The organism is Spirochaetaceae bacterium (assembly GCA_009784515.1).
Lineage (GTDB): Bacteria > Spirochaetota > Spirochaetia > WRBN01 > WRBN01 > WRBN01.
The window spans coordinates 1-21,206 of the sequence record WRBN01000026.1; the positions used below are offsets into that span (position 1 = coordinate 1).

General features: G+C 41.8%; 24 protein-coding genes. 16 read left to right on the top strand and 8 right to left on the bottom strand.

The features are described 5' to 3' along the window. The 10 genes from FWE37_04280 to fliP all read left to right on the top strand — a co-directional run. Positions 1–273 (top strand): hypothetical protein (locus FWE37_04280; protein MCL2520205.1); only part of this gene is annotated, 273 nt, incomplete at its 5' end. 6 nt (positions 274–279) lie between these two features. Next, positions 280–1,647, top strand: a complete 1,368-nt coding sequence (gene flgE, locus FWE37_04285; protein MCL2520206.1) for a flagellar hook protein FlgE — start codon at positions 280–282, stop codon at positions 1,645–1,647. Positions 1,648–1,753: 106 nt separating this feature from the next. Continuing rightward, positions 1,754–1,957 (top strand): flagellar FlbD family protein, encoded by a 204-nt coding sequence (locus FWE37_04290; GenBank protein ID MCL2520207.1) that lies wholly within the window; start codon positions 1,754–1,756, stop codon positions 1,955–1,957. A gap of 54 nt (positions 1,958–2,011) precedes the next feature. Then, positions 2,012–2,740 carry a MotA/TolQ/ExbB proton channel family protein gene (locus tag FWE37_04295; protein MCL2520208.1) on the top strand — a complete coding sequence of 243 codons (729 nt, stop codon included), beginning with the start codon at positions 2,012–2,014 and terminating at the stop codon, positions 2,738–2,740. A 35-nt stretch (positions 2,741–2,775) separates the two neighbouring features. Then, a complete protein-coding gene (locus FWE37_04300; protein ID MCL2520209.1) occupies positions 2,776–3,498 on the top strand; it encodes an OmpA family protein in 723 nt (240 codons plus the stop codon). Between the two features lie 115 nt (positions 3,499–3,613). After that, positions 3,614–4,156 carry a flagellar basal body-associated FliL family protein gene (locus FWE37_04305; protein ID MCL2520210.1) on the top strand — a complete coding sequence of 181 codons (543 nt, stop codon included), beginning with the start codon at positions 3,614–3,616 and terminating at the stop codon, positions 4,154–4,156. Between the two features lie 13 nt (positions 4,157–4,169). Then, positions 4,170–5,207 carry a flagellar motor switch protein FliM gene (gene fliM / locus FWE37_04310; GenBank protein MCL2520211.1) on the top strand — a complete coding sequence of 346 codons (1,038 nt, stop codon included), beginning with the start codon at positions 4,170–4,172 and terminating at the stop codon, positions 5,205–5,207. After that, a complete protein-coding gene (gene fliN / locus FWE37_04315) occupies positions 5,207–6,214 on the top strand; it encodes a flagellar motor switch protein FliN (protein MCL2520212.1) in 1,008 nt (335 codons plus the stop codon). The genes fliM and fliN overlap by 1 nt, the downstream gene beginning before the upstream one ends. Before the next feature lie 5 nt (positions 6,215–6,219). Next, positions 6,220–6,798, top strand: coding sequence for a flagellar biosynthetic protein FliO (locus FWE37_04320; protein MCL2520213.1), 579 nt, complete (start codon positions 6,220–6,222; stop codon positions 6,796–6,798). A 3-nt stretch (positions 6,799–6,801) separates the two neighbouring features. Then, positions 6,802–7,596 carry a flagellar type III secretion system pore protein FliP gene (gene fliP / locus FWE37_04325; GenBank protein MCL2520214.1) on the top strand — a complete coding sequence of 265 codons (795 nt, stop codon included), beginning with the start codon at positions 6,802–6,804 and terminating at the stop codon, positions 7,594–7,596. Positions 7,597–7,668: 72 nt separating this feature from the next. On the opposite strand, the gene FWE37_04330 is transcribed toward fliP, so the two are convergent. Together FWE37_04330 and FWE37_04335 are read right to left on the bottom strand one after the other, a co-directional pair. Then, complete coding sequence (locus FWE37_04330) at positions 7,669–8,742, bottom strand: NAD(P)-dependent glycerol-3-phosphate dehydrogenase (protein MCL2520215.1); 1,074 nt, start codon at positions 8,740–8,742, stop codon at positions 7,669–7,671. Between the two features lie 40 nt (positions 8,743–8,782). Further along, entirely contained in the window at positions 8,783–9,571 is a 789-nt protein-coding gene (locus FWE37_04335; protein ID MCL2520216.1) for a Cof-type HAD-IIB family hydrolase, read from the bottom strand. A 132-nt stretch (positions 9,572–9,703) separates the two neighbouring features. Here FWE37_04335 and FWE37_04340 point away from each other — a divergent pair, with 132 nt between their 5' ends. Together FWE37_04340 and FWE37_04345 are read left to right on the top strand one after the other, a co-directional pair. Further along, the gene (locus FWE37_04340) at positions 9,704–10,372 is read left to right on the top strand and encodes a tetratricopeptide repeat protein (protein ID MCL2520217.1); all 669 of its coding nucleotides are present in this window, start codon (positions 9,704–9,706) and stop codon (positions 10,370–10,372) included. A 3-nt stretch (positions 10,373–10,375) separates the two neighbouring features. After that, positions 10,376–12,439, top strand: coding sequence for a hypothetical protein (locus tag FWE37_04345; protein ID MCL2520218.1), 2,064 nt, complete (start codon positions 10,376–10,378; stop codon positions 12,437–12,439). Here the strand turns inward: FWE37_04345 and FWE37_04350 are convergent, their stop codons facing one another. The 6 genes from FWE37_04350 to FWE37_04375 form a co-directional block, all read right to left on the bottom strand. Next, positions 12,440–13,102, bottom strand: a complete 663-nt coding sequence (locus FWE37_04350; GenBank protein ID MCL2520219.1) for a hypothetical protein — start codon at positions 13,100–13,102, stop codon at positions 12,440–12,442. It abuts the gene before it with no gap. A gap of 47 nt (positions 13,103–13,149) precedes the next feature. Beyond that, complete coding sequence (locus FWE37_04355; protein ID MCL2520220.1) at positions 13,150–14,361, bottom strand: hypothetical protein; 1,212 nt, start codon at positions 14,359–14,361, stop codon at positions 13,150–13,152. A 58-nt stretch (positions 14,362–14,419) separates the two neighbouring features. Next, positions 14,420–14,761, bottom strand: a complete 342-nt coding sequence (locus FWE37_04360) for a putative addiction module antidote protein (GenBank protein ID MCL2520221.1) — start codon at positions 14,759–14,761, stop codon at positions 14,420–14,422. A gap of 22 nt (positions 14,762–14,783) precedes the next feature. Next, positions 14,784–15,080 (bottom strand): type II toxin-antitoxin system RelE/ParE family toxin, encoded by a 297-nt coding sequence (locus FWE37_04365; protein MCL2520222.1) that lies wholly within the window; start codon positions 15,078–15,080, stop codon positions 14,784–14,786. 131 nt (positions 15,081–15,211) lie between these two features. Beyond that, positions 15,212–16,690: a glucosyltransferase domain-containing protein gene (locus FWE37_04370; protein ID MCL2520223.1), complete on the bottom strand. Its 1,479-nt coding sequence runs from the start codon at positions 16,688–16,690 to the stop codon at positions 15,212–15,214. 2 nt (positions 16,691–16,692) lie between these two features. Beyond that, positions 16,693–17,625 (bottom strand): glycosyltransferase family 2 protein, encoded by a 933-nt coding sequence (locus FWE37_04375; protein MCL2520224.1) that lies wholly within the window; start codon positions 17,623–17,625, stop codon positions 16,693–16,695. A gap of 141 nt (positions 17,626–17,766) precedes the next feature. On the opposite strand from FWE37_04375, the gene FWE37_04380 reads away from it, so the two are divergent. From FWE37_04380 to recA, 4 genes are all read left to right on the top strand, one after another. Then, positions 17,767–18,387: a hypothetical protein gene (locus FWE37_04380; GenBank protein ID MCL2520225.1), complete on the top strand. Its 621-nt coding sequence runs from the start codon at positions 17,767–17,769 to the stop codon at positions 18,385–18,387. Positions 18,388–18,485: 98 nt separating this feature from the next. Next, positions 18,486–19,250, top strand: coding sequence for a restriction endonuclease (locus tag FWE37_04385; GenBank protein MCL2520226.1), 765 nt, complete (start codon positions 18,486–18,488; stop codon positions 19,248–19,250). Positions 19,251–19,258: 8 nt separating this feature from the next. Next, complete coding sequence (locus tag FWE37_04390) at positions 19,259–20,410, top strand: site-specific DNA-methyltransferase (protein MCL2520227.1); 1,152 nt, start codon at positions 19,259–19,261, stop codon at positions 20,408–20,410. A gap of 125 nt (positions 20,411–20,535) precedes the next feature. After that, positions 20,536–21,206: recombinase RecA (gene recA, locus FWE37_04395; GenBank protein MCL2520228.1), on the top strand; the 671-nt coding region annotated here is incomplete at its 3' end.

Consider the following 21,206-nt stretch of genomic DNA (forward strand, 5'->3'; position numbering starts at 1 on the left):
GAACAATTTAATAATAATTTTATGGATAGTCAAAATATGCAAATAGCTCTAAGTTTTGTTGGCAAAGAGGTCGAAATAATAAGAGCAGATGGGCAAAGCGAAAGTGGAAGGGTACAATCTTACAACTTAAACACAGGAATGCTCCGGGTAGGAAACCGGTATTTTGCACCGGAGGAAATTACCTCTATCATCGCCCGCGATGACGCGCCAATCGTTATAGAACGTACCGTTGTGGCAGGCGAACAAGAAATTACAGGAAATATAGGAGAATAACTGGCTATGATGCGCTCACTTTACTCTGGAGTATCAGGGTTACAAAACCACCAAACTAGGCTTGATGTCATTGGTAACAACGTTGCCAATGTTAATACTATTGGCTTTAAACGCAACCGCGTAAACTTTCAGGATATGCTTTATCAAACGGCACAAGGGGCCACGAGACCTACCGATGATTTAGGCGGTATCAACCCGCGCCAAGTTGGTCTTGGTGTAAGCGTAGCTACTATCGATACTATCCATACGCAAGGCAGTATGCAAACTACCGGCGTACGCAGCGACCTTGCTATTCAGGGCGATGGCTTTTTTATTTTGCGTCAGGGCGAAAATAATTTTTATACCCGCGCCGGCGCTTTTGGTATTGATGCCGAAGGTGTGCTGGTTAATCCTGCTAACGGTATGCGTGTGCAAGGCTGGGCCGCCACCGAAGAAGGCCAAGTAAATGCCAGCGGTGATGTAGGCGATTTGCGTATTCCTATTTACAATAAAGAGCCGGCCCGTGCTACTACTATGGTAGAAATGATGAGTAACCTTAATAGTAACAGCCCTACCGGCGAAACTGCGTGGGTGATAGACCGCACTATCTTTGATAGTTTTGGTAACACCCATCAGCTGCGTATTGAGTATGCCCGTGTGGAAGGTGAGCCCAATACGTGGATAGGCAGTGTTTTTATTAATCCCGAAATGGGAGAAGACGGTGTTTTAACTAACCCCACCAACTTGGCGGTAACGATAGACGGCGCCGAGCTTTCGGAAGACGGCACCCAATTTACCATGCGTTTTGATAACCGCGGGGCCTTAGCTAGCTTGGGCGGCGCCGACCCGCTTATCGCCGAAGGTAGATTAGCCATTAGCGTGGCCTTTGATGTGCCTACCAGCAACGAAGATGAAGACGGCGCCTTAATGAGGCAAGAATTTGACGTAATGGTGGGTACTGTAGGCAGCTTTGAAGACAGTACCACGCAAACGGCTCAGGTTAGCAGCAATAAAGCCTTTAGGCAAGACGGCTTCACGATGGGTTATTTAACCAGTTTTAACATAGATGCCAACGGTTATATTAACGGTGTTTACACCAACGGCCAAAGCAGGATATTAGGGCAAATAGCTTTAGCTACCTTTACCAACCCCGGCGGCCTAGAGAAGAGCGGCGATACCAACTTTATCCGCACCACTAACAGCGGCGAGGCTTTAGTAGACCCTGCCAATGTGGCCGGTAAGGGCAGGTTAGCAGCCGGTATGCTGGAGATGAGTAATGTCGATTTATCCGAAGAGTTTGTCGATATGATTGTGGCGCAAAGGGGTTTTCAGGCTAACAGCAGGGGTATTCAAACGGCCGATACTCTATTGCAAGAGATATTAAATTTAAGATAGTTAAGAGGTAGTAGTTAATAGTTGAAAAATGGGCGGCTTAGCCGCCTTTATAAAGGCCAGTTGTAGTTATTAGTTTTTAACTATTATCTATTAATTTGAAAAAAAGATGATAAAATTAACGTTACTTGGTAAGGCGGGCAAAACTTTTTATTTAAATCCGCATATTATTGAGCATATTGAGCTGGTGCCCGATACCACTATTACTTTGCTTTCGGGCCGGGTAATAGTGGTAAGCGAAGATTACGAAACCATTACCGAGCGAATAATTGATTACAGACGTAAAATTGGGGCCTTTAAGAACGAGGAGTAAACAAAGAGGATTATGGATACCACAAGTATATTTGGGTTAGTTTTAGGTATTTCAATGATTGTGCTTTCCATGTTATTGGGAGGCGCAGGTTTAGGGCTGTATGCCGACTTACCATCGGCCGTTTTGGTTATCTTTGGCTCACTTGGTACTACTATTATGAGTGTGGATATGGCTACCCTCAGGGCTTTACCTAAGGCTATGCGTAAAGTATGGAACCGCGATAAAATAAACGTGCAAGAAATTATTATGCAGTTAGTGGGTTTTAGCGAAAGCGCCCGTAAAGATGGTTTACTTAGCCTTGATGACAGCGTAAAAGATGTAGAAGATTCGTTTTTACAAACCGGCCTGCGTTTAATGGTTGACGGTACCGACCCTCTCATTATTAGGCGTATCTTAGAGCTGGAACTTGAGCAATTAGAAGAAAGACACGGGAGAGTAGTAAGTTTTTTCACCAAATGGGCTACTTATGCGCCGGCTTATGGTATGATGGGTACCGTTATTGGGCTGGTAGCGATGATGGCTAACATGACCGATAGCTCCGCTATCGGTCGCGGTATGGCGCTGGCCCTTATTACTACTTTGTATGGTTCGTTTGTAGCCAACGTCTTTGCCTTGCCTGTAGCCGATAAACTTATGGTACGTAACGATATGGAGCTGGAAACTAAAGTTATTATGATGGAAGGTATTTTATCTATCCAAAGCGGCGAAAACCCACGTTTATTAGAGCAAAAACTTTATGGCTTTTTACCGCCTAAACAGCGACCGGCTCAAAAAGAAATTTAGCTAAATTTTTTGGCTGATTAATTAAGGAAAGATAGATGGCACGAACAAAGAAAAAAGAGCAAAAAGCCGGTACCGGCTGGTTAATGACCTTTACCGACATGGTTACCTTGTTGCTGGTTTTCTTTGTTTTAATGCTTGGCGACCCGGTAACCGATAACAACCGTATGCAATTAGTATTGGCCAGCTTTAGCGGCTTAGGCCCTTTAACCGGCGGTATGACATTAAGCCCCGGCCGGTTGGCGCAAATGGGGGCTTCGGTAGAGGCGTTTCCTTCCAACCAGCGGGCGGCCTCGCTGGACCAAGCAATCGAGCGGGCTATTTCGGCCATTCGTACCGAAACCCAAAATATGCTACAGGTAGAACATATCCCCGAGCGCGGTATCGTTATTACCTTAACCGGTGATGCCTTTTTTAGGCCGGGCAGCCCCGATGTAGATATTGAACGCACACGTACCATTTTAGATAATTTGGCTCATCTTTTTAATAGCGCCGAGCTTTTTGGCCGCACCTTTAGGATAGAGGGCCACACCGATAGCCAAGAGACAAGCCCGTTTTTTAGGAGCGGCTGGGAACTATCGGCGGCTAGGGCCAATAATATTTTGCATTATTTGGTGGATTTTGGCGCACCGCAGCGGCAGTTTCAGGTAGTGGCATATTCTAATATGCGGCCGGCCAGAGGGTTCGAGGCCAATACGCCCGAAAACAGGGCGATGAACAGGCGGGTAGAGATAGTTATACTTACCGATGGGCAGCTTTAGGTAAAGTAATTTGTTCTTTATAATTTGGGGAGAGAGAAAGGGCTTTAGCTTTTCTTTACTTTGCCCGATTATATAAAAGAGTTAAGGTAAAATAAAGACAAGGGAGTAAAACACTATGAGTGATACCATGGATGACGACTTAGGCGGCAGCAGTGACGATTCATCTAAACCAAAAAAACGCGGCAAACTTAGTGGTGGTTCTGGCCTTGTAAAAATTCTTACGGTGGTAGTAGGGGCTATTTTGGTACTGGTCTTTACCGTAACGGTGTCGGTTATTGTCTTCACTATTATGAATAGAGGCAATGCCGGCGAGCGTTTAAGCGGCTTATCTAACCAATATATAGGTGTGCCCGATTTTGACTTTGCCGAACCTATCGAAATACGCGGCCGCACCAACGACCGTGTACCGCGCACCTTTGTGGTAACGGTGGTGTTGGGTTACAGAATGGGCGAAACGGCTACTTCGGAAGAAATTATGCGCCGCCGCAGTCAGCTGCAAGATTTAATCCGCAGCTTTTTTAGCGAACAAAGCGTTGATGATTTTGCGGCCAGTAACGAAAATCAGTTAAAGGCCGAGCTGGAGCAACGGATTAACCGTATATTGAGCAGGGGTAGTGTAAGCACTATTTTATTTACTAATTTTATGGTAGATTTTTAAAGGTGAGTAAGGCATGACAGAAGTTCTTTCGCAAGATGAAATAGACCAACTCCTCTCTACAATTAATAGCGGCGGTATCCCTACCGAAGAGGTAAATGCCGTTAGCTCGCCTAAAAATAAAAATGTTAAAATTTACGATTTTAAGCGGCCCGATAAATTTAGTAAAGAGCAAACGCGTACTATCCAATTAATGCACGAAACCTTTTCGCGCCTGTCTAGTACCAGCTTAAGCGCCCAGCTGCGCAGCTTAGTTAATATGCACGTAGCCAGCGTAGACCAGCTAACTTACGAAGAATTTGTGCGCTCTATTCCCAGCCCAACGGCGCTGGCCGTTATTAGTATGGACCCGCTTAAGGGCCAAGCTATCCTCGAGATAGACCCGGCCATTACTTTTTCTATCATCGATTTACTGTTTGGCGGTACCGGTGAGGGCAGCAAAGTAAACCGCGAGCTTACCGAAATTGAGCAGGCGGTACTCGAGAGTATCGTGGTGCGTATATTAGGTAATATGAAAGAGGCGTGGGGGAACGTTATCGAGCTTAGAGCACGTTTAAGCCAGATAGAAACCAACCCGCAATTTGCCCAGATTGTGCCGCCTAACGAAATGGTTATTTTGGTTACTATCCAAACTAAGGTAAAAGATATTGAGGGTATGATGAACTTTTGTATCCCGTATCTTACCCTAGAGCCTATTATTAGTAAACTTAGTTCGCAATATTGGTTTAGCAGCGTGCGGCGCGGCTTTACCACCGAAAATATGATAACGCTGCGTGATAAATTAAGCCAAGTAAGCGTGGATATTGCCGCCGAAGTAGGGGCAATGGAAGTGGCCGTTAAAGATGTGGTAGAGCTAAAGGTGGGCGATATTATTAGGCTGCCTAACACCAAAAAGACCGACCCGTTAATTTTGCGCATTGGTAACCGGCCTAAATTTGAATGCCGTCCCGGCCTTGTAGGCCGCAAAGTGGCGGTACAAATTACCAAAAAGCTGGAAGAACTTTACGCCGAAGAATACGAAGAGCTGGTAAAGAATGAGGGAGATGACGAATAATGATGGGAGATGGAGCTCTTTCACAAGATGAAATAAACGCCCTGCTTTCCGGCAACAATCTTGGTGAAGTTAGCGAAGAAAACGGTATTACCGATAGTCAGCTTAACAAAATTAAAGAACTGTTTAAAACGGCGGCTACCAGCTTAGGCAACGTAATGAGCAGTATGGCCGGCCCCGATGTAGCCGTTAAGTTATTGGGCGCCGGGATTAGCAGTAAAGAAGAATTGCTGGGCGCTTTAGAAGATAAAGTTTTTGATATTACCGTAAATTATAGCGGCGATGTCAATGGCGGCCATTATTTTTTAATTAACGAAAGCGATGCACTCGCTTTTGGTTCGCTGCTGGTAGGCCAGCCGATTGATAGTGTAGACGGCGAGGTAGAAAGCGCCTTTAGCGAGCTTTTTAGCCAGTTTACCGGCGGTATGGTTACCATTATTAGTATGCAAACGGGCAAAAATTTTTCGCCGGTAGCTGCCAATGCCCAGCTGGCCGATAAAGGCTTAAGCCGTATTCCCGGCGCTTTTATCGAACTTAAGTATGAAGTAACTTTTGACGATAAGCAGTTTATATTGTACGAAATTTTTGATGAGTATGTAGCCGGCTCTTTCGAGAATAATCAAAATGAAGGTAGTAGTGTAAAAATGAGTGATAGCAATCAGTTTAGCGGGGGGGCCGGTAAGGGGCAAACTCCAAATGTGCAAGGGGTGCAATTTCCCAACTTAACAGCTGGCGGCGGTAGCAGCGAAAACCATAATATCAGCCTACTCATGAATGTTCAGATGGAGCTTACCGTCGAGCTGGGTCGCGCCAAATGGCAAATAAAAGATATTTTAGGGCTGGGCGAAGGCACGATTATCGAGCTGGATAAGCTGGCCGGTGAGCCCGTTGATATATTGGTTAATCATAACCTGATTGCCCGCGGCGAAGTGGTGGTTATTGACGAAAACTTTGGTGTGAGAGTAACCGAGATTATCAGCGGTATGGATAAATTTGCAGGTAATAACTAAAAGCTATGAAAACCATTAAAGGCGGTTTATTAACCGCTTTTCTTTTATTATTTTCCTTTGCTTTATTAGCCCAAGAGGCCGAACCCACCGGTGAAGAAAGCATTATTATAGCCGATAACCCCGAGAACGAACTTTTTATCGGCGAGGCTACCGGCGGCGGGGCCATCTCTTTTGTGCGGCCTATCATTGCTTTATCTGTAGTTATTGCTTTACTTTACGGTTTATTTTATTTATTTAGGCGGCTGGCGCGCCCAAAAGGGCAGCAAAGCGAAGTGATACAGGTGCTGGCCACTAAAAATTTAACTAACCAAACGGCTGTGCATATTGTAGAAATTGAAGGGAAATTATTTATTTTAAGCTCTGGTGAAGATATTCATTTAATTAAAGAAATTGAAGCCGGCGAATATAGCGATAGCTTAAAGCTAACTTTAAGCCGTAATAACGAACAAACTAAAAGTTTTGCCCAGTTAATTGGCGATAAACTGCGCGAAAATAACCTAGAGTTTAAACGGCCTAACCGTAACTCACTTGATGAGCAACAAAAACGCCTGCGCGACTTAACTAAAGGGAATGAGGGAGAATAGCCTGTGAAGAGAGGATTACTGTTATTCTTGTTATTAGGTTTAGCTCAGCTCGCTCAAGCGCAAGTAGGGCCGGCCGCACCGCTAGGCCCCGATTTACTGCCGGGCGGCACTATCCCTATTCCTTTTATCGAGTTATCGATGAGTGAGGCCGCCAGCGGCAGCGAAGTAGCTTTAAGTATTCAGTTAATGTTATTGCTGGCGGTGCTTACCTTAGCCCCTTCTTTTGCCGTGCTTTTAACCAGCTTTTTGCGTATCTCTATCGTTTTTGATTTTGTTAAAAGAGCGATGAGTTTACAGCAATCACCGCCGCCGCAAGTACTTAACGGGGTAGCCCTCTTTTTAACCATCTTTATAATGTGGCCAACTTTTAGCGATATTTACAACAACGCCATTCAGCCGTTAAGTAACGGCGAAATTAGCGTAGCCCAAATGTATACCGAAGCCGAGCGGCCCATTAGGTTATTTATGTTTAGGCAAATGAGCGATAACCCCGAAAATATCCGCCTGTTTATGCGTATGCGCGGGCTGGAAGACCCGCACACGTTAGCCGATGTGCCAACGCATGTGCTTATCCCGGCTTTTATCTTAAACGAACTTACCATTGCCTTTAAAATTGGCGTTTACATTTTTGTGCCGTTTATTATTATTGATATGGTGGTGGCCAGCTGTTTAATGGCGATGGGTATGATAATGCTCCCGCCGGTGATGATAAGTATGCCTTTTAAGCTTATCCTGTTTTGGTTACTAGACGGCTGGAACTTACTGGCCCGGCAAATATTCTTAAGTTTTAATATTTAAATTAGATAAAAGTTAAAAATTGACGGTTGACACGATTTCAATAATTGTTATAATCTCTTAATTCTTAATTTGTTATATAACGGCTAAATCGATTAAACTGCCAATGGCCTTATCGGGGCTTTCTTCTTTATTTAAAATACGTATTACATTTTGAAAGAGCGGCAGCTTAAGTTTGTGCCGTTTAATTATTTTATCTATGGCAATGGCGGCAAAAATGCCTTCGGGCAAGTAGCCAATATCTTTGGTAACTCTTGCGGTTAAGTCGTAAATATTTTTGTAGTTATCTAAAATATTATCGCTTACTATTTGTTTGCCAAAACGGCGGTTGCGGCCATAAACACTGCGGCAAGTTACTTCAAGGTCGCCAATGCCAGCAATGCTAGCAAAGGTTTCGCTGTGGGTAGCCCCCATCGCTTTGCCGATAATCATTATTTCGTTTAACCCGGTAGCCAGTAAAAAACTTTCGGTGTTATCGCCAATTAAGCTGTAGCGTTGTCCTAAAGCTTCCAGTAAACCAAAGGCAATGGCCACCACGTTTTTAGCGGCGGCGCAAACTTGCACGCCGGTTACATCTAAGCTGGCAAAACCTTTTAAAAAGCTGCAACTTAAGGCTTCGCGCACCGCTATCGAGTTAAGCGGGTTGTTACTGGCCGAAACTAAGGCGGTAATTTTGCCTTGCCCAAGTTCTTCGGCGTGGCTGGGGCCGCTTACATAAACCATATTATTTTTGTAAAAACCGGGTAAATAATTTTCGAGCACATCAAGGATAAGTTTGGGGTCGTCTTTTTCGCTGGCAAATAAAAACCCTTTGGTAAGACAGGCAATAATGGCTTTGCCTTCGGCCACACAAGGAATATTGGTAAGTTTACGCGCCGTTTCTAATAAGAAGGCGCTGGGGGTTACCAAAAAGATAATATCTTTATCGCTGGCGGCTTCGGTTAAATTGTTGGTAGCTACTAAGTTAGCCGGTAACTCTATTTTGGGCAAAAATTGTTCGTTAATGTGTTTGTGGTTAATATTGTGGGCCGATTCGGCATCAAAGCACCATAAAGTTACCTCCAGCCCTTTTAAAGCGAGTGTGCGGGCAATGGCTGTGCCAAAGGCACCGCCGCCAATTATACCGATACGTTTGTTAAGTCTTTCCACAATTTTTACCTCTTGTTTTATAGGGTTAAGGCCCGCCGTTTTAGCCGATTTTGCCGGCCAAAGTTTGCTCGATAACCCAAGCGACGCCGTCTTCTTCTAGGCTGGGGCAAATAACATCGGCATAAGCTTTTACTTTTTCACCGGCTTGCCCCATAGCTACACCAACGCCGGCACGTTTTAACATATCAAAATCGTTGGTGCCATCACCTACGCCCATCACTTCGTCCATGGTTAAGCCGTAATGAGCCGCTACCTGCATTAAGGCAAGGCCCTTGCTGGCTAGTTTGGGCCAAATCTCTAGGTAGTTATCGGCATGGCCGGCTTCCTGTAAATAAGGATAATCATTTAAAACTTTATTGGCAAGCCACTTACCGCCATGTAAAGCAATTATTTTAGCGGCGTAGTTAAGGTCGAATAAATTTTCTTTTTTGCTAAACCATTGTTTAAAGCCCAGCTCCTCACTTTCTTCGCTGCAATGCACCATATCGTACTCGGTACAAACGGCAAGCTTTATTTCTTTACTAAGCATAGCATTAACTAAGCTTATGTAATCGGGCTTAGCTATAGCTACCTTACTGTGCACCACCCCATGCGTATCGATAACGGTAGCCCCGTTATTTAAAATTTGCGGCCCTTTAAACTTTAAAGATTCAAAATGATGTTTAACGGCGTTGTACCAGCGGCCGGTGGCAAAAACCACAATTATCCCTTTGCGCTGGGCGTTTTCTATGGCCTCTTTAACGGGTTTGGTAATATATTCGTAATTTTGATGGTTAGGATTGGGGGTTACGCAGGTACCGTCCATATCTAAGGCAATTAATTTTATCATATCGACATAGTAGACTAAAAAAAATAAAAAGTCAAAGGAGGAGGAAATTAATAATTGAAAAAATTGTTTTAATTCTTAATTCTTAATTCTTAATTCTTTTGTCCGATAATATAACAAAAAGAGGAACTAACTTTGAACGAGGCCAAAGTAATTCAGCGGGGCATCGAGTTTTACCAAAAAGGTGAATACTCTAAGGCCCTCGAACGTTTTACAACATCGGGTTTAACCTTACAAGGTAACTACGAACTCATGTTTTACTTGGGCTTAACCTATGCACGGCTAGGGAATAACGATAAATCTATTGAATTATTAGATAGCGTCCAACATTTAGATAGCGATTTTAACCGCCAGTTGCAAAGCCGGTTGGCGTTATGTTATATTTATGTAAAGTTACAGCGTTATGCCGATGCCGATATAATCATCACTGTTTTGTTGGAGCAGGGGATAGAAAAAGCCACCATCTACGCTCTGCGCGGCTACAGCGCCGAGCAGCAAGGCGATAGCTTTGCCGCCGTGCGGGCTTACAAACGGGCTATAGAGCTGGAGCCCGATAATAATAATGCTTTAAATAGTTTAGGTTATTTATATGCTAAACAAGGCCAAAATTATGACGAAGCTTTAATTTATTTGCGCCGAGCAGTGTCGCTGCAACCAAAAAACCCGGCTTATTTGGATAGTTTGGGTTATCTTTGTTATAAAATGGGGAAAGGGCGCGAGGCTATCGATTATTTAACGCGGGCTTTGGCCCTAGATGAAACGAACGAAACTATTCAGGATCACCTTAGTTTGGTACAGGGGTAAAGGGTGAGAAAGTTACCATTAATAATAACTTTACTATTTATAGCTTTTTTTACATTAGCGCAGCAAAGTCCGCAAGGGCCGGCAACGGCGCTTAATATTGCCGCCGAAGACCAATTTGTTTGGGGTGTCCGCGCCTTTCACGAAGGGCTTTACAATCAAGCTTTGCTCGATTTTGAGCGGGCGTTAACTATGCGCCCCGAAGAAGCCCGCTTTCGTTTGTGGGCCGGTATGGCCAGCTACTACGCCGGGCTTAATCAGGCCGCCTTTAACCATTGGCAAAGTATGGCCGGCGATGCTACCGAAGGCGGGGCTTGGCTAAACAGTAAAATTGATACGCTTGCCTTTAGGCAAAGCCCGTTTTTTAATAATGTGCACAGCGATAGCTGGGCTATCCGCCACGAAATTATTGAGCAAGGCCGTAACGCCCGCTTTTTACGGCCCAGCAGCGTGCGTGCCGACCCGCTGACCGGCGGGGCACTGGTGGTGGGTTTTGGCAATAACACGGTGGTAAGGTACGATGTCAATGGCACTATGTTGCGGTTGTACCGCGGCCAAATTGCCGAGTTTGACGGCCCTTACGATGTGCTTCCGTTGGCCGACGGTAGTTTTTTTGTGAGTGAGTTTTTAGCCAACCGTATCTCGCTGGTGAGTGAGCTGGGGTTTAGGCTTAATGTTTTTGGCCATACCGCCGAAAGCGGCGGGCTGCGCGGGCCGCAATTTTTAGCCGCCGATGACAACGGCTTTTTATATGTAAGTGATTGGGGCACGCGGCGGGTCGTAAAATTTGATTTTAACGGCAATCATATTATGGATATTGGCCGCCCCAGCGCCGGTTTTGCCGGCTTACGCGGCCCGGCCGGTATTGCGCTTGGCCCTACCGAACTTTATGTGGTAGACCGCAGCGAAAACGTTATTTATGTGTTTGACCATTTTGGCAACTACCTGCGCGAGCTGGGACGCGGTATTTTAGTTAATCCCGAAGGGCTAACGCTTTACCGTAATAATTACTTAATTATCGCCGATGGCCGGCGGGTAATGATGGCCGATTTACAGCAAAACATTATTATTCAGCTGACCGACCTTGAAGGGCGGGCCAGTCAAATTATGCAAGTATCTTTCGACCGTAATAATAATTTAATGGCTGTAGATAACCGTAGCGGCCGCCTAACTTTTTTAAGCAGGTTATCCGATTTATACGGCGGCCTCTTTGTCAATATCCCGCGTGTTAATATCGATAACTGGCCCACCATTACCGTTGAGGTAGCGGTGCAAAACCGCTCCGGCACCAGCTTAGTCGGTTTAACCGAGCCTAACTTTTTATTGCGCGAAAACGGCGGGGAAGTAGCCCGCAGCCGCTTTAATATGCCTACTTATCAAGTAGCCAGTCTGGATATTCCGCTGGTCGGCCGGTTGCAAGGTGCGGTGGTGGTAGAGGCAAGTATCGATGCCTTAACGTTAAACCAGCAAATGGCACGCGGCGTGAGCGACCTTTACCGGGCCATTGAGGGACGCGGCAGCTTAAACTTTTTTTGGGCCGGCGAGCAACCCATTGCCGAGCAAGCAGCTGCGGGCGATTTAACGGCTTTGGCCATTTACAACCGGCGTTTTGCCGAGCTGGCCAGCGCTAATTGGCGTTTTGACAGCGCCATTAGGTTAGCTGCCAACAGTTTAATCCCGCGTACCGGCCGGCAAGCTTTATTCTTTTTAACCACCGGGCGCGATTCGTTGTTGGCTTTTGAGCAATATCATTTTAACGAACTGACGGCCTTTTTGCAAAATAATAACATTGCTTTTTACCCTATTTATGTGGATATGAGCAGCCGCAGCGAAGTTTACGACCATATTGCCCGCGAAACCGGCGGCCAAAGCAGCTTTTTGCACCGCCCCGAAGGATTAGGGGCCTTATTGGATATTGCCCGCAGCCGCCCTACCGGCATTTACACCATTACTTACCAAACAGATGTTAATACCTCTAATTTTAACCAGTTAAATATTTTAGAGCTAGAAGTAGCGCTTGGCCGCGAAAGCGGCAGTACGCGCAGCGGGTTTTTTGCCCCGCTTAGGTAATTAAGGGGCTACGGCTTTAGCGGTGGGTTTAAACAACCAGCTGGGTCTTACTTGTTCTAGCTTAGCTTGTCTTTCTTTAATATCTAAATACATAGTAATGGTGCGGCCTAACCCGTGCAGTCTTAGTATCCAATTACTGCTAACTTTAATGGGTTTAAAACCCAGTGTTTCGTATAACTTTCTGTCTGTTTTGTTTTTAGATAAAACATCTAATAGGCAGTAATCGTAACTAAAGTTGGTGCAAATAAAATTAATCAGCTGCGTGGTAACTTCTCTGTTGTTAAAAAGCATATTGGTGGCTAAAAAGCTAATCTCCAGCGCACGATGAGAGGTGATATGCGATTTAAAAAAATTCTGCTCGATATATTTATATAAAATTTTAGCTTTACGTTTATGAAAGATAGCCTCAAAGGTTTCCAGCTTTATTTTGCCGGTAGGCCGTTTGGTCATATCACCTATGCCGATAAAGCCGGCTACTTCGCCTTCTATTAAACAAACATAGTTCATGTCATAAATTAAAAAATCTTTAAATAATTCTTCAAGGGTGGCTTTATCTTTAGAGATGGTGGCAAAAACATCATATAAGTCATCTATAAGTACGCTAATTGCTTTGTTTATTAAATAATTATTTAGCTCGGACAACTTATATATTTTGTATTTCATGCTCAAAATATAGTACAATCGGCGGCAAAAGGCAATATTTTTATAATTTATATCTCTTTAGTAACTTCGTGGCGGTATTTAGTAACGGTACGGCGAGCGATGGGGTAACCCTGCTTGTTTAAGGTGTCGGCAATTTTTTGGTCGGAAGTGTTGGGGCTGGCCGTCAGTATATCCTTAATGGCCGCTTTAAGGGCGGTGCGGCTTACATTTTGGCCGCTATAACTAACTAAACCACTGTTAAAAAGACCGCGCAAAGCCACTAGCCCTTTAACGGTGCGGTAATATTTACCGCTTACCGCCCGGCTGACGGTGGCCTCGTGTAAATTAAGCTGGCCGCCTAATTGCTGCATAGTTAAAGATTTTAAAAAATGTTTGCCGTATAAAAAATAATCTTTTTGTGTTAAAGCTAAAGCATATCCTACCTTGAGTAAAGTTTGCTCGCGCTGGGCAAGAATATTGATAAAATTTTTAGCGTCTTTAAGTTGCTCTTTAAGTTCGCCGTTTATATTGGCGGCATTACCGCTAAAACTTTCGCTAATTTTAAGATTATAACTTTTTAATAATTTAACTACCGGCTGATTATCAATAAACTCTAAAAGTAAATCTCCTTTAATATATTGCGGTAAACTGTGGCTAAATTGTAAGCCCGGATAAGGTGTTAAGCTTTTTAAATAATGAATTAAATCATCAACTTGATTAATATTTAAATTGAGTAGCAAAGCAATTTGCTGATAATCTCTTTGCTTAACCAGCGGCAGTAAGGCTTTAAGTTGTTCTTCGTTTAAGTTAAAGTAACCTTCGGCATTAATTTGTACCGCCAAACTTTGGTAGGTATTGGCTACGGCACAACCAATGGGGTTAAAATAATTAATTATTTTTAGTAATTTATTTAAAACCATTGGTGGAATGGCCAGTCGGTTTACATCGCTGCTAAAAAAGCCGCGCTCATCTAAGTTGCTAATAATTAGTTGCCCCCAAGCTAACTCTTCGCTGGTTAAATCCTCAAGGTCAAGCTGGCTTAACAGGCGCTCGCTTAAACTTTGCTGCTGGCTAAAGTTAGCTAATACATCAAATTCGCTTTCGCTGCCGGCAAAGCTGGGGCTGCTTTCTACATCTAACTCCAGGGTTATATTTTCGTTAAGTTTTTCGGCTATTTCGGCCTCTAGGTTATAGCTGTCTAGGGCCAGCAGCTGCATACGCTGGTACAAAAGCGGGCTTTGCTGCGCCCTCTGCTGGGTACTCAAGCTAGTATTTAACATTTATAAGCTTATTATAGTACTTAGGGTGGCATTTGTCTAGCCGCTTAAAAGCGAGCAGTTAAGCTTTTTCCACCTTTAAACGTATACCAAGCACATTAAAGAGCTTCATAACGGTTTCAAAAGAAGGATTACCTTGAGGTGAGAGGCTTTTGTAGAGCCCTGCTCTGCTTAAGTTAAGTTCGTCGGCTATTTGGCTAAAATTTTTGCTGCGGCTAAAGGCGTTAAGTATTTTTATTAAATAACGCATATTATTTTTTTCTATAGCTACTTCTATACCGGTTAAAAAATCTTCTTTAGTGTTAATATAATCGGCTAAATCGTATTTACTAAGCTTAAAATCTTCTTTTGTTAAACATAGCTCTTCAAGCTCAAAATCTTCTTTGTTTATTACATCTTCCATTATCTTTACTTCCTTTTCATTTTTATGAATAATATTTAGCTAATTTCTTAGCCAATTTAATATTTCTAATTTGGCTATCTTTGTCTCCCCCTATTAGCAATACAACTACTTCGTTATCTTTTTCAATGTAATATACTCTATAACCACCATAATGAATACGAAGTTCGCAAATGCCATTTCCATTAATAATAGGTTTACTATCACCATAATCGCCAATCTCTAAACGTTCTAGCCGCTCATTAATAATGAACTTTCCTTTAATATCTTTTAATTTATAAAGCCATTTATCAAATACTTTAGTACGGATTAGCTCTTTCATAATGTAAATGTATACTATAGTTTTCACTTTGTCAATATCATATTTAAGCTACGCCGCTTAAAAGCGATTAATTAAATTTTTTAACATTAATTCTACTTTTAAAATTATTTTTGAAATATTGATTACTAAACTTATAAAAATCCAATTAACTGTTTGTTAATGATAATAATAGCTGTAGCGCCATCTAAATAGATAGTGTAATAGGGAGGATTGGCCGTTAATATGGGTAAAGAAGTTACCTCTTGGATATTACTGGGGCCGACGGGAATATCATTAAAAAGAGTTAAATAATTAAGAAGCGCTTGCTCCGACCCCCATGACGATGATGAGCTAATTTCTATGCGATTTATCTCGTATTCTTTCATTAATTGCATTAACGAGTGGTTTATCGAAGTAACCCAAAAAGTAATCCGTTTATCGTTAGTGGCTATAAAGCTGGTGTTTTGAAAAGTTAAAGAAATAAACATAAAGCCGGCATAAAAGATAATTATTTTAACAATGGAATTAAATTTATTTAATTTAAACGGTAAATTATTAAAAATATAAAGATAAATCAAGGCAAAAGCTATACCTATACTATAAAGATACCTTGAATATAGGTTGTAATTAACCGCAGGCAAGATAAAAGCTGTGGGCAGCAAAAAAAGTACGCCGGTAGCTAAAAAAAGTATCAGGCAAAATAAAACTTTTAATGCATTACTTACTTGCTGGTTTTTAAGAGTTTGCTTAATCAAGCATAGATAAAAAATAATGAGAGAGGCCATAATTAAAGCCAATCTGAACGCAGAAAAATAATTTATATTAAATATAAGATAACTTTTTATGTTCTTTAATATTGCAGGGAATAATTGTAAAAGTGAAACGGTTTCACTGGCTCCTCTGCCAAAAGCATCGTCTATAGTCCATGCGGTAGCGGATAAAGCCATTCTAATGGCTAACAACACTCTTATGCCCACAAAGTAAACGATTAAAGCTAAAGCTGCTAAAGTAATATTTATTAAAAAATCTTTCAAAGCTTCTTTAAAAGCTACACCTTTACTTAAATTTTGCATAGCTATAAATAAAGCTAAAATTAAATAAGCGTTAAAAGCTAATTGGTAAGTAGCCATACTAGCCGCTATACAAATAATAGTAACGATGGCTTTAGTTAATAAATTTTTAAAGGGTATTAATAATGGTAAGCCGGCCAATAGTAAAGCTAAAGCCATACCGCTACTATCAAATTTATACAGCATATTTTCATTAATATAAGGAAAAAGAACAATGGCTAAAGCTAAAAAGATGGTGGCATAGTTAATTTTGCTAAATTTTTTAACTACTAATAAAGCTAATAAGCTATAAAACCCTAAGGCAAGTAACTGCGGCAAAGCTCCTAAATAAGAAAAAGGCGCGCTAAGATTAGCCGATGTTAAGCGATAAAGAATATTTTGCAGCAGCCGGCTAAACCACCACCCATGGAATTCTCCTCTTTGAAGAAAATAAAGTCTTTTAAAATCATCATGAAATAAAACATCATTAAAAACTACCGCGCTATAAGCCAAGAGAGCTATCACAAAATAAAAAACAAAATATTTTTTATTTTCTTTTACAGTTGTTAATAAATAATTCATTTTTAACCTTCTTCCTTTATAATATAAATGGGCCGTTTTTTACTTTCTAAATACAGTCTAGCTAAATATTGGCCGATAATCCCCAAGCAAAATAATTGCAGGCCGCCAATAAACAAAATGGCGGTAATGAGCGAGGGGTAACCGGCTACCGGGTCGCCCCAAATAAGGGTGCGTGCGATAATAACGGCAATAAAAACAAAGGCCAGCGCACAAAAAAACAGGCCTAAAAAGCTGGCGATGGCCAGCGGGGCGCTGCTAAAGGCAAAAATACCCTCTAGGCTGTAGGCAAATAATTTGTTAAAATTCCACTTGCTGTTGCCGGCGGCGCGCTCGATGTTATCGTAGCTAAGCCACTTGGTCTTAAAACCTACCCAGCTAAAAATTCCTTTACTAAAGCGATTATATTCGCCTAAACCGATGATAGCGTCGGCCATTTTACGGTTAAATAATCTAAAATCACGCGCGCCGTCAACTAATTTGGTGCTGGATATTTTATTGATAAGGCTATAAAATCGGCGGGCAAACCAGCTGCGGATAGGCGGTTCGCCTTTGCGGGTGGCTCGGCGGGTGGCTACGCAATCGTAGTTACCGCTTAGCACTTCGGCGTACATTTCGGTTAGTAAATTGGGCGGGTCTTGTAAATCGGCATCTAATAAGGTGAGGTAGTCGCCTTTAGCGGCCCTAAGACCGGCGTAGATGGCGGCCTCTTTGCCAAAGTTACGGCTAAAACTGAGGTAGCGCACCCGGCCGTTATCTATTTTAAAATTTTTAATTAAATTAAGTGTTTTATCGCTGCTGCCATCGTCAACAAAGATAAATTCGGCTTCTAAGTTATATTTAAGCTTAAGCTGCTGGGCTGCTTTGTTTGCTTCGGTATAAAACAAAGGCAAACTTTCTTCTTCGTTATGGCAAGGAACTATATAAGATAAAAGCATATATTTTTTTATTTACCCATCAGTCAACTTATAATACAATTATGCTATCCTAAAACCTTTAAAATGTCAAGAGGGAAAACCGGAGTTGCCCTTTACAAAGCGGCCGTTAAGGTGTACAATAAGTTAAGTGGAGTAAGCTAGATGGAAGAAGGGCAGCTGCCGATAGTGGTGATAGGGCGCGAATCTTTTATAGGTAATAAATTAAATGAGCGTTTAAACTTAGAGGGCCGGATTATTGTTAATCTAGGCGGCGGCGAATATAAAAACGGCAACGTTATTGCTTGGAACAGGGGCAGCCGGATTTCGGCTAAAACGGCGGTGCGCGAGCTTAAACGCCGTTACGGTATGGCCGACGAAGTATTTATCATTTTTGGCCGCAAATGGGAAGACAGCTTCCCTGAAAGCCCCTTTGTGCTGATTGAAGAAGTAATAGATAACGAACTTAAAGGTTTATTTTTTATGGTGCAAGAGCTTTATTTAGCCGCTCTGCAAGCTGGCCAAGAAACGGCTTTTTATTTTATAAGTGAAGAGATTTTTGACGGCAAACGGCCGCTCTCGACGGCGGCGGCGGCCGGTTTTAAAGGGTATGCACAGGCCATTATGAGCAGTAACAGCAACTTTTATATGGTAGGTTTTGAGCTGGAAGGGCAAGATACCGAAGGGTTTATCAACTTTGTTTTAAAAACAACGGCCAACCGCCCTCATAAGCGGCAAAATAGCTGGCAGGTTTATCCTAAAGGGAATAAGTTGTTTGGGCGGTAGGTTAATGTACTCTATACGGTGTGAATAAAGCTGTTTTAGTGCTATTTTAGGTGTGAAATTGGTTTAGATAGGTAATAACAATGAATTATTGAACGAGGTTGAGTATAGATTTTGCTAATCAAAGAAATTACTTAGATGAACTCTTTAAAATTTATCCAACTATCCCAGATGGTATACGCGATATAGATAAAGATAAGTGGCGAAAAATCGAAAATAGCTTTCATGCCGGTAATAATATTGATTTAATGATAAATTTACTCTACTTAAATCTCTTTCCTATAAAAGATTCGTATGTAGCTTATTTAAAAAGAGATCCTGAAGCCATTAAAAGAAACCCTAATACCATAAATAGGCTGTGTGGTAGGTTATATGGAATGGGTTTAGATAAGATTTTTGAAAAGTGTAGCGAACCAAAAGAAACGAATAGGCAAATTGGGCCTTTGTTTAAACGTTGGCTAACCAATGGTGGGCTAGGTATTAAACCGGTGGGACGAGCTGAATTTGAAAGTCATAATGAAAATGCTATTTTAAATGCTTCCGATACCGAAATGAAGTTATGGTGTGCCCAACATTTAAATTACGCACGTGATAAAGGACTTGATTTTGTAGGGAGATTTAATGGTAAATATGTGATTGGAGAGGCCAAGTTTTTAACTGATTTTGGCGGCCACCAAAATGCTCAATTTGCTGACGCTATGAGCACGATAGCAGATTCGGCAGTTAAAGCAATTACTGTTGCCGTTTTAGATGGTGTTTTATATATTAAATCAAGTAACAAAATGTATCGTGATATTACAACAAATTACCAAAGCTATAATATTTTAAGTGCTTTAGTATTGCGAGAATTTTTGTATTCGCTTTAGGGAATAAAATGGAACTTTATTATACAGGTAAAAAAACAGTTTGCGAGATACTTAATCATACTATAGCAGCTAATGTTAAAGGAGATATAATAACTAAAAATTTACTTATAAAGGGTGATAATTTTAGTGTTATGCAAAATTTACGTAAATTATATTCAGGTAAAATTGATTTAATTTATATTGACCCACCTTTTGCTACTAATCAGGCTTTTACTATGGGGACTGAAAGGGTAAGCACGATAAGTAAAAGTAAGAACGATACTGTAGCTTATCAAGATAATTTGACCGGCTCTGCCTACCTTGAGTTTATTCGTGAAAGATTAATATTAGCAAAAGAATTACTCTCTGATGTGGGCTCAATCTATTTACATATCGATTACAAAATTGGCCATTATATAAAAATACTTATGGATGAGATATTTGGAGTAGATAATTTTAGAAACGATATTACACGTATAAAATGTAATCCTAAAAATTTTAGCCGTAAGGCTTATGGCAACATTAAAGATATGATACTGTTTTATAGTAAAACCAAAAATATTATTTGGCATGAACCTAAAACCCCTTTTACAGAGGGTGATAAAGAAAAACTATTTAAAAAAATTGATAAAGACGGCAGAGCGTATACAACAATCCCTTTGCATGCGCCCGGTGAAACTAAAGATGGTGCAACAGCAGGAGTTTTTAAAGGATTAAAGCCGCCTACAGGTCGTCATTGGCGCTGTAGTCCAGCTGAATTAGAAAAATTAGATGAAGAAGGTTTAATAGAGTGGTCGGCAAGTGGTAATCCGCGCAAAATTATTTATGCTGATGAGCGAGAGGGTAAAAAAATGCAGGATATTTGGGAATATAAAGACCCATCGTATCCAAATTATCCTACTGAAAAAAATTTAGATTTACTTAAATTAATTATTACAGCCTCTTCCCATAAGAATAGCATTGTACTAGATTTTTTTTGTGGCAGTGGTACAACTTTAGTAACAGCCGAAGAATTAGGCCGAAATTGGATAGGTATTGACCAATCGGAAGAGGCTATTAAAATTGTTAAAAAAAAATTAAACGATAGAGAAAAAGAGCTATTTAGTCGATTAGAATATTCTTACTTGGAATTTAATGAACGAAGTGTGTCTATTGCTTCGCTTACGCAAGAAATAGCTTAAACCTAAATTTGTAGATATTAATTGTTTTAAAGTAATCTTAATAATATAAATTGTATAAAAGCGGCCGGCCGCCCTTGTCAAAAGCCCTTTAAAGCCCTATACTGCTAGCCATTAGGAGAATAATAATGGCTAAAAAAAGCGAAGCTAAAGAGATAGATACCAGAGACAAAGACGAAAAAGAAAAAAAAGAGGCCTTTGATATTGCCCGAGCCAGTATCGAAAAACAATTTGGTAAAGGCAGCCTGATGCGTATGGGCGATAATTTGGGCAAATTAGCCATCGAGGTAATCCCTTCCGGCTCCATCTTGCTTGACGAGGCCATCGGGGTAGGCGGCTATCCCAAGGGCCGTATTATCGAAATTTACGGCCCGGAAAGCAGCGGTAAAACCACTTTGGCTTTGCACGCTGTGGCCGAAGCCCAAAAGAAAGGTGGTTTAGCCGCCTTTGTTGATGCCGAACACGCCCTCGACCCATCTTACGCCCGTAATTTGGGCGTTAATGTTGATGACTTATGGGTAAGCCAGCCCGATAGCGGCGAGCAGGCCCTCGAGATTGTCGAGCAGCTAACGCGTTCGGGAGCGGTGGATATTATCGTGGTAGATAGCGTGGCCGCCCTTACCCCAGAGGCCGAAATTGACGGCGAAATGGGCGATTCGCACGTGGGTTTGCAAGCCCGCCTTATGAGCCAAGCGTTAAGAAAATTAACATCGGTTATTAGTAAAAGCAACAGCTGTCTTATTTTTATTAATCAAACACGTATGAAAATTGGCGTAACCTACGGCAACCCCGAGACCAC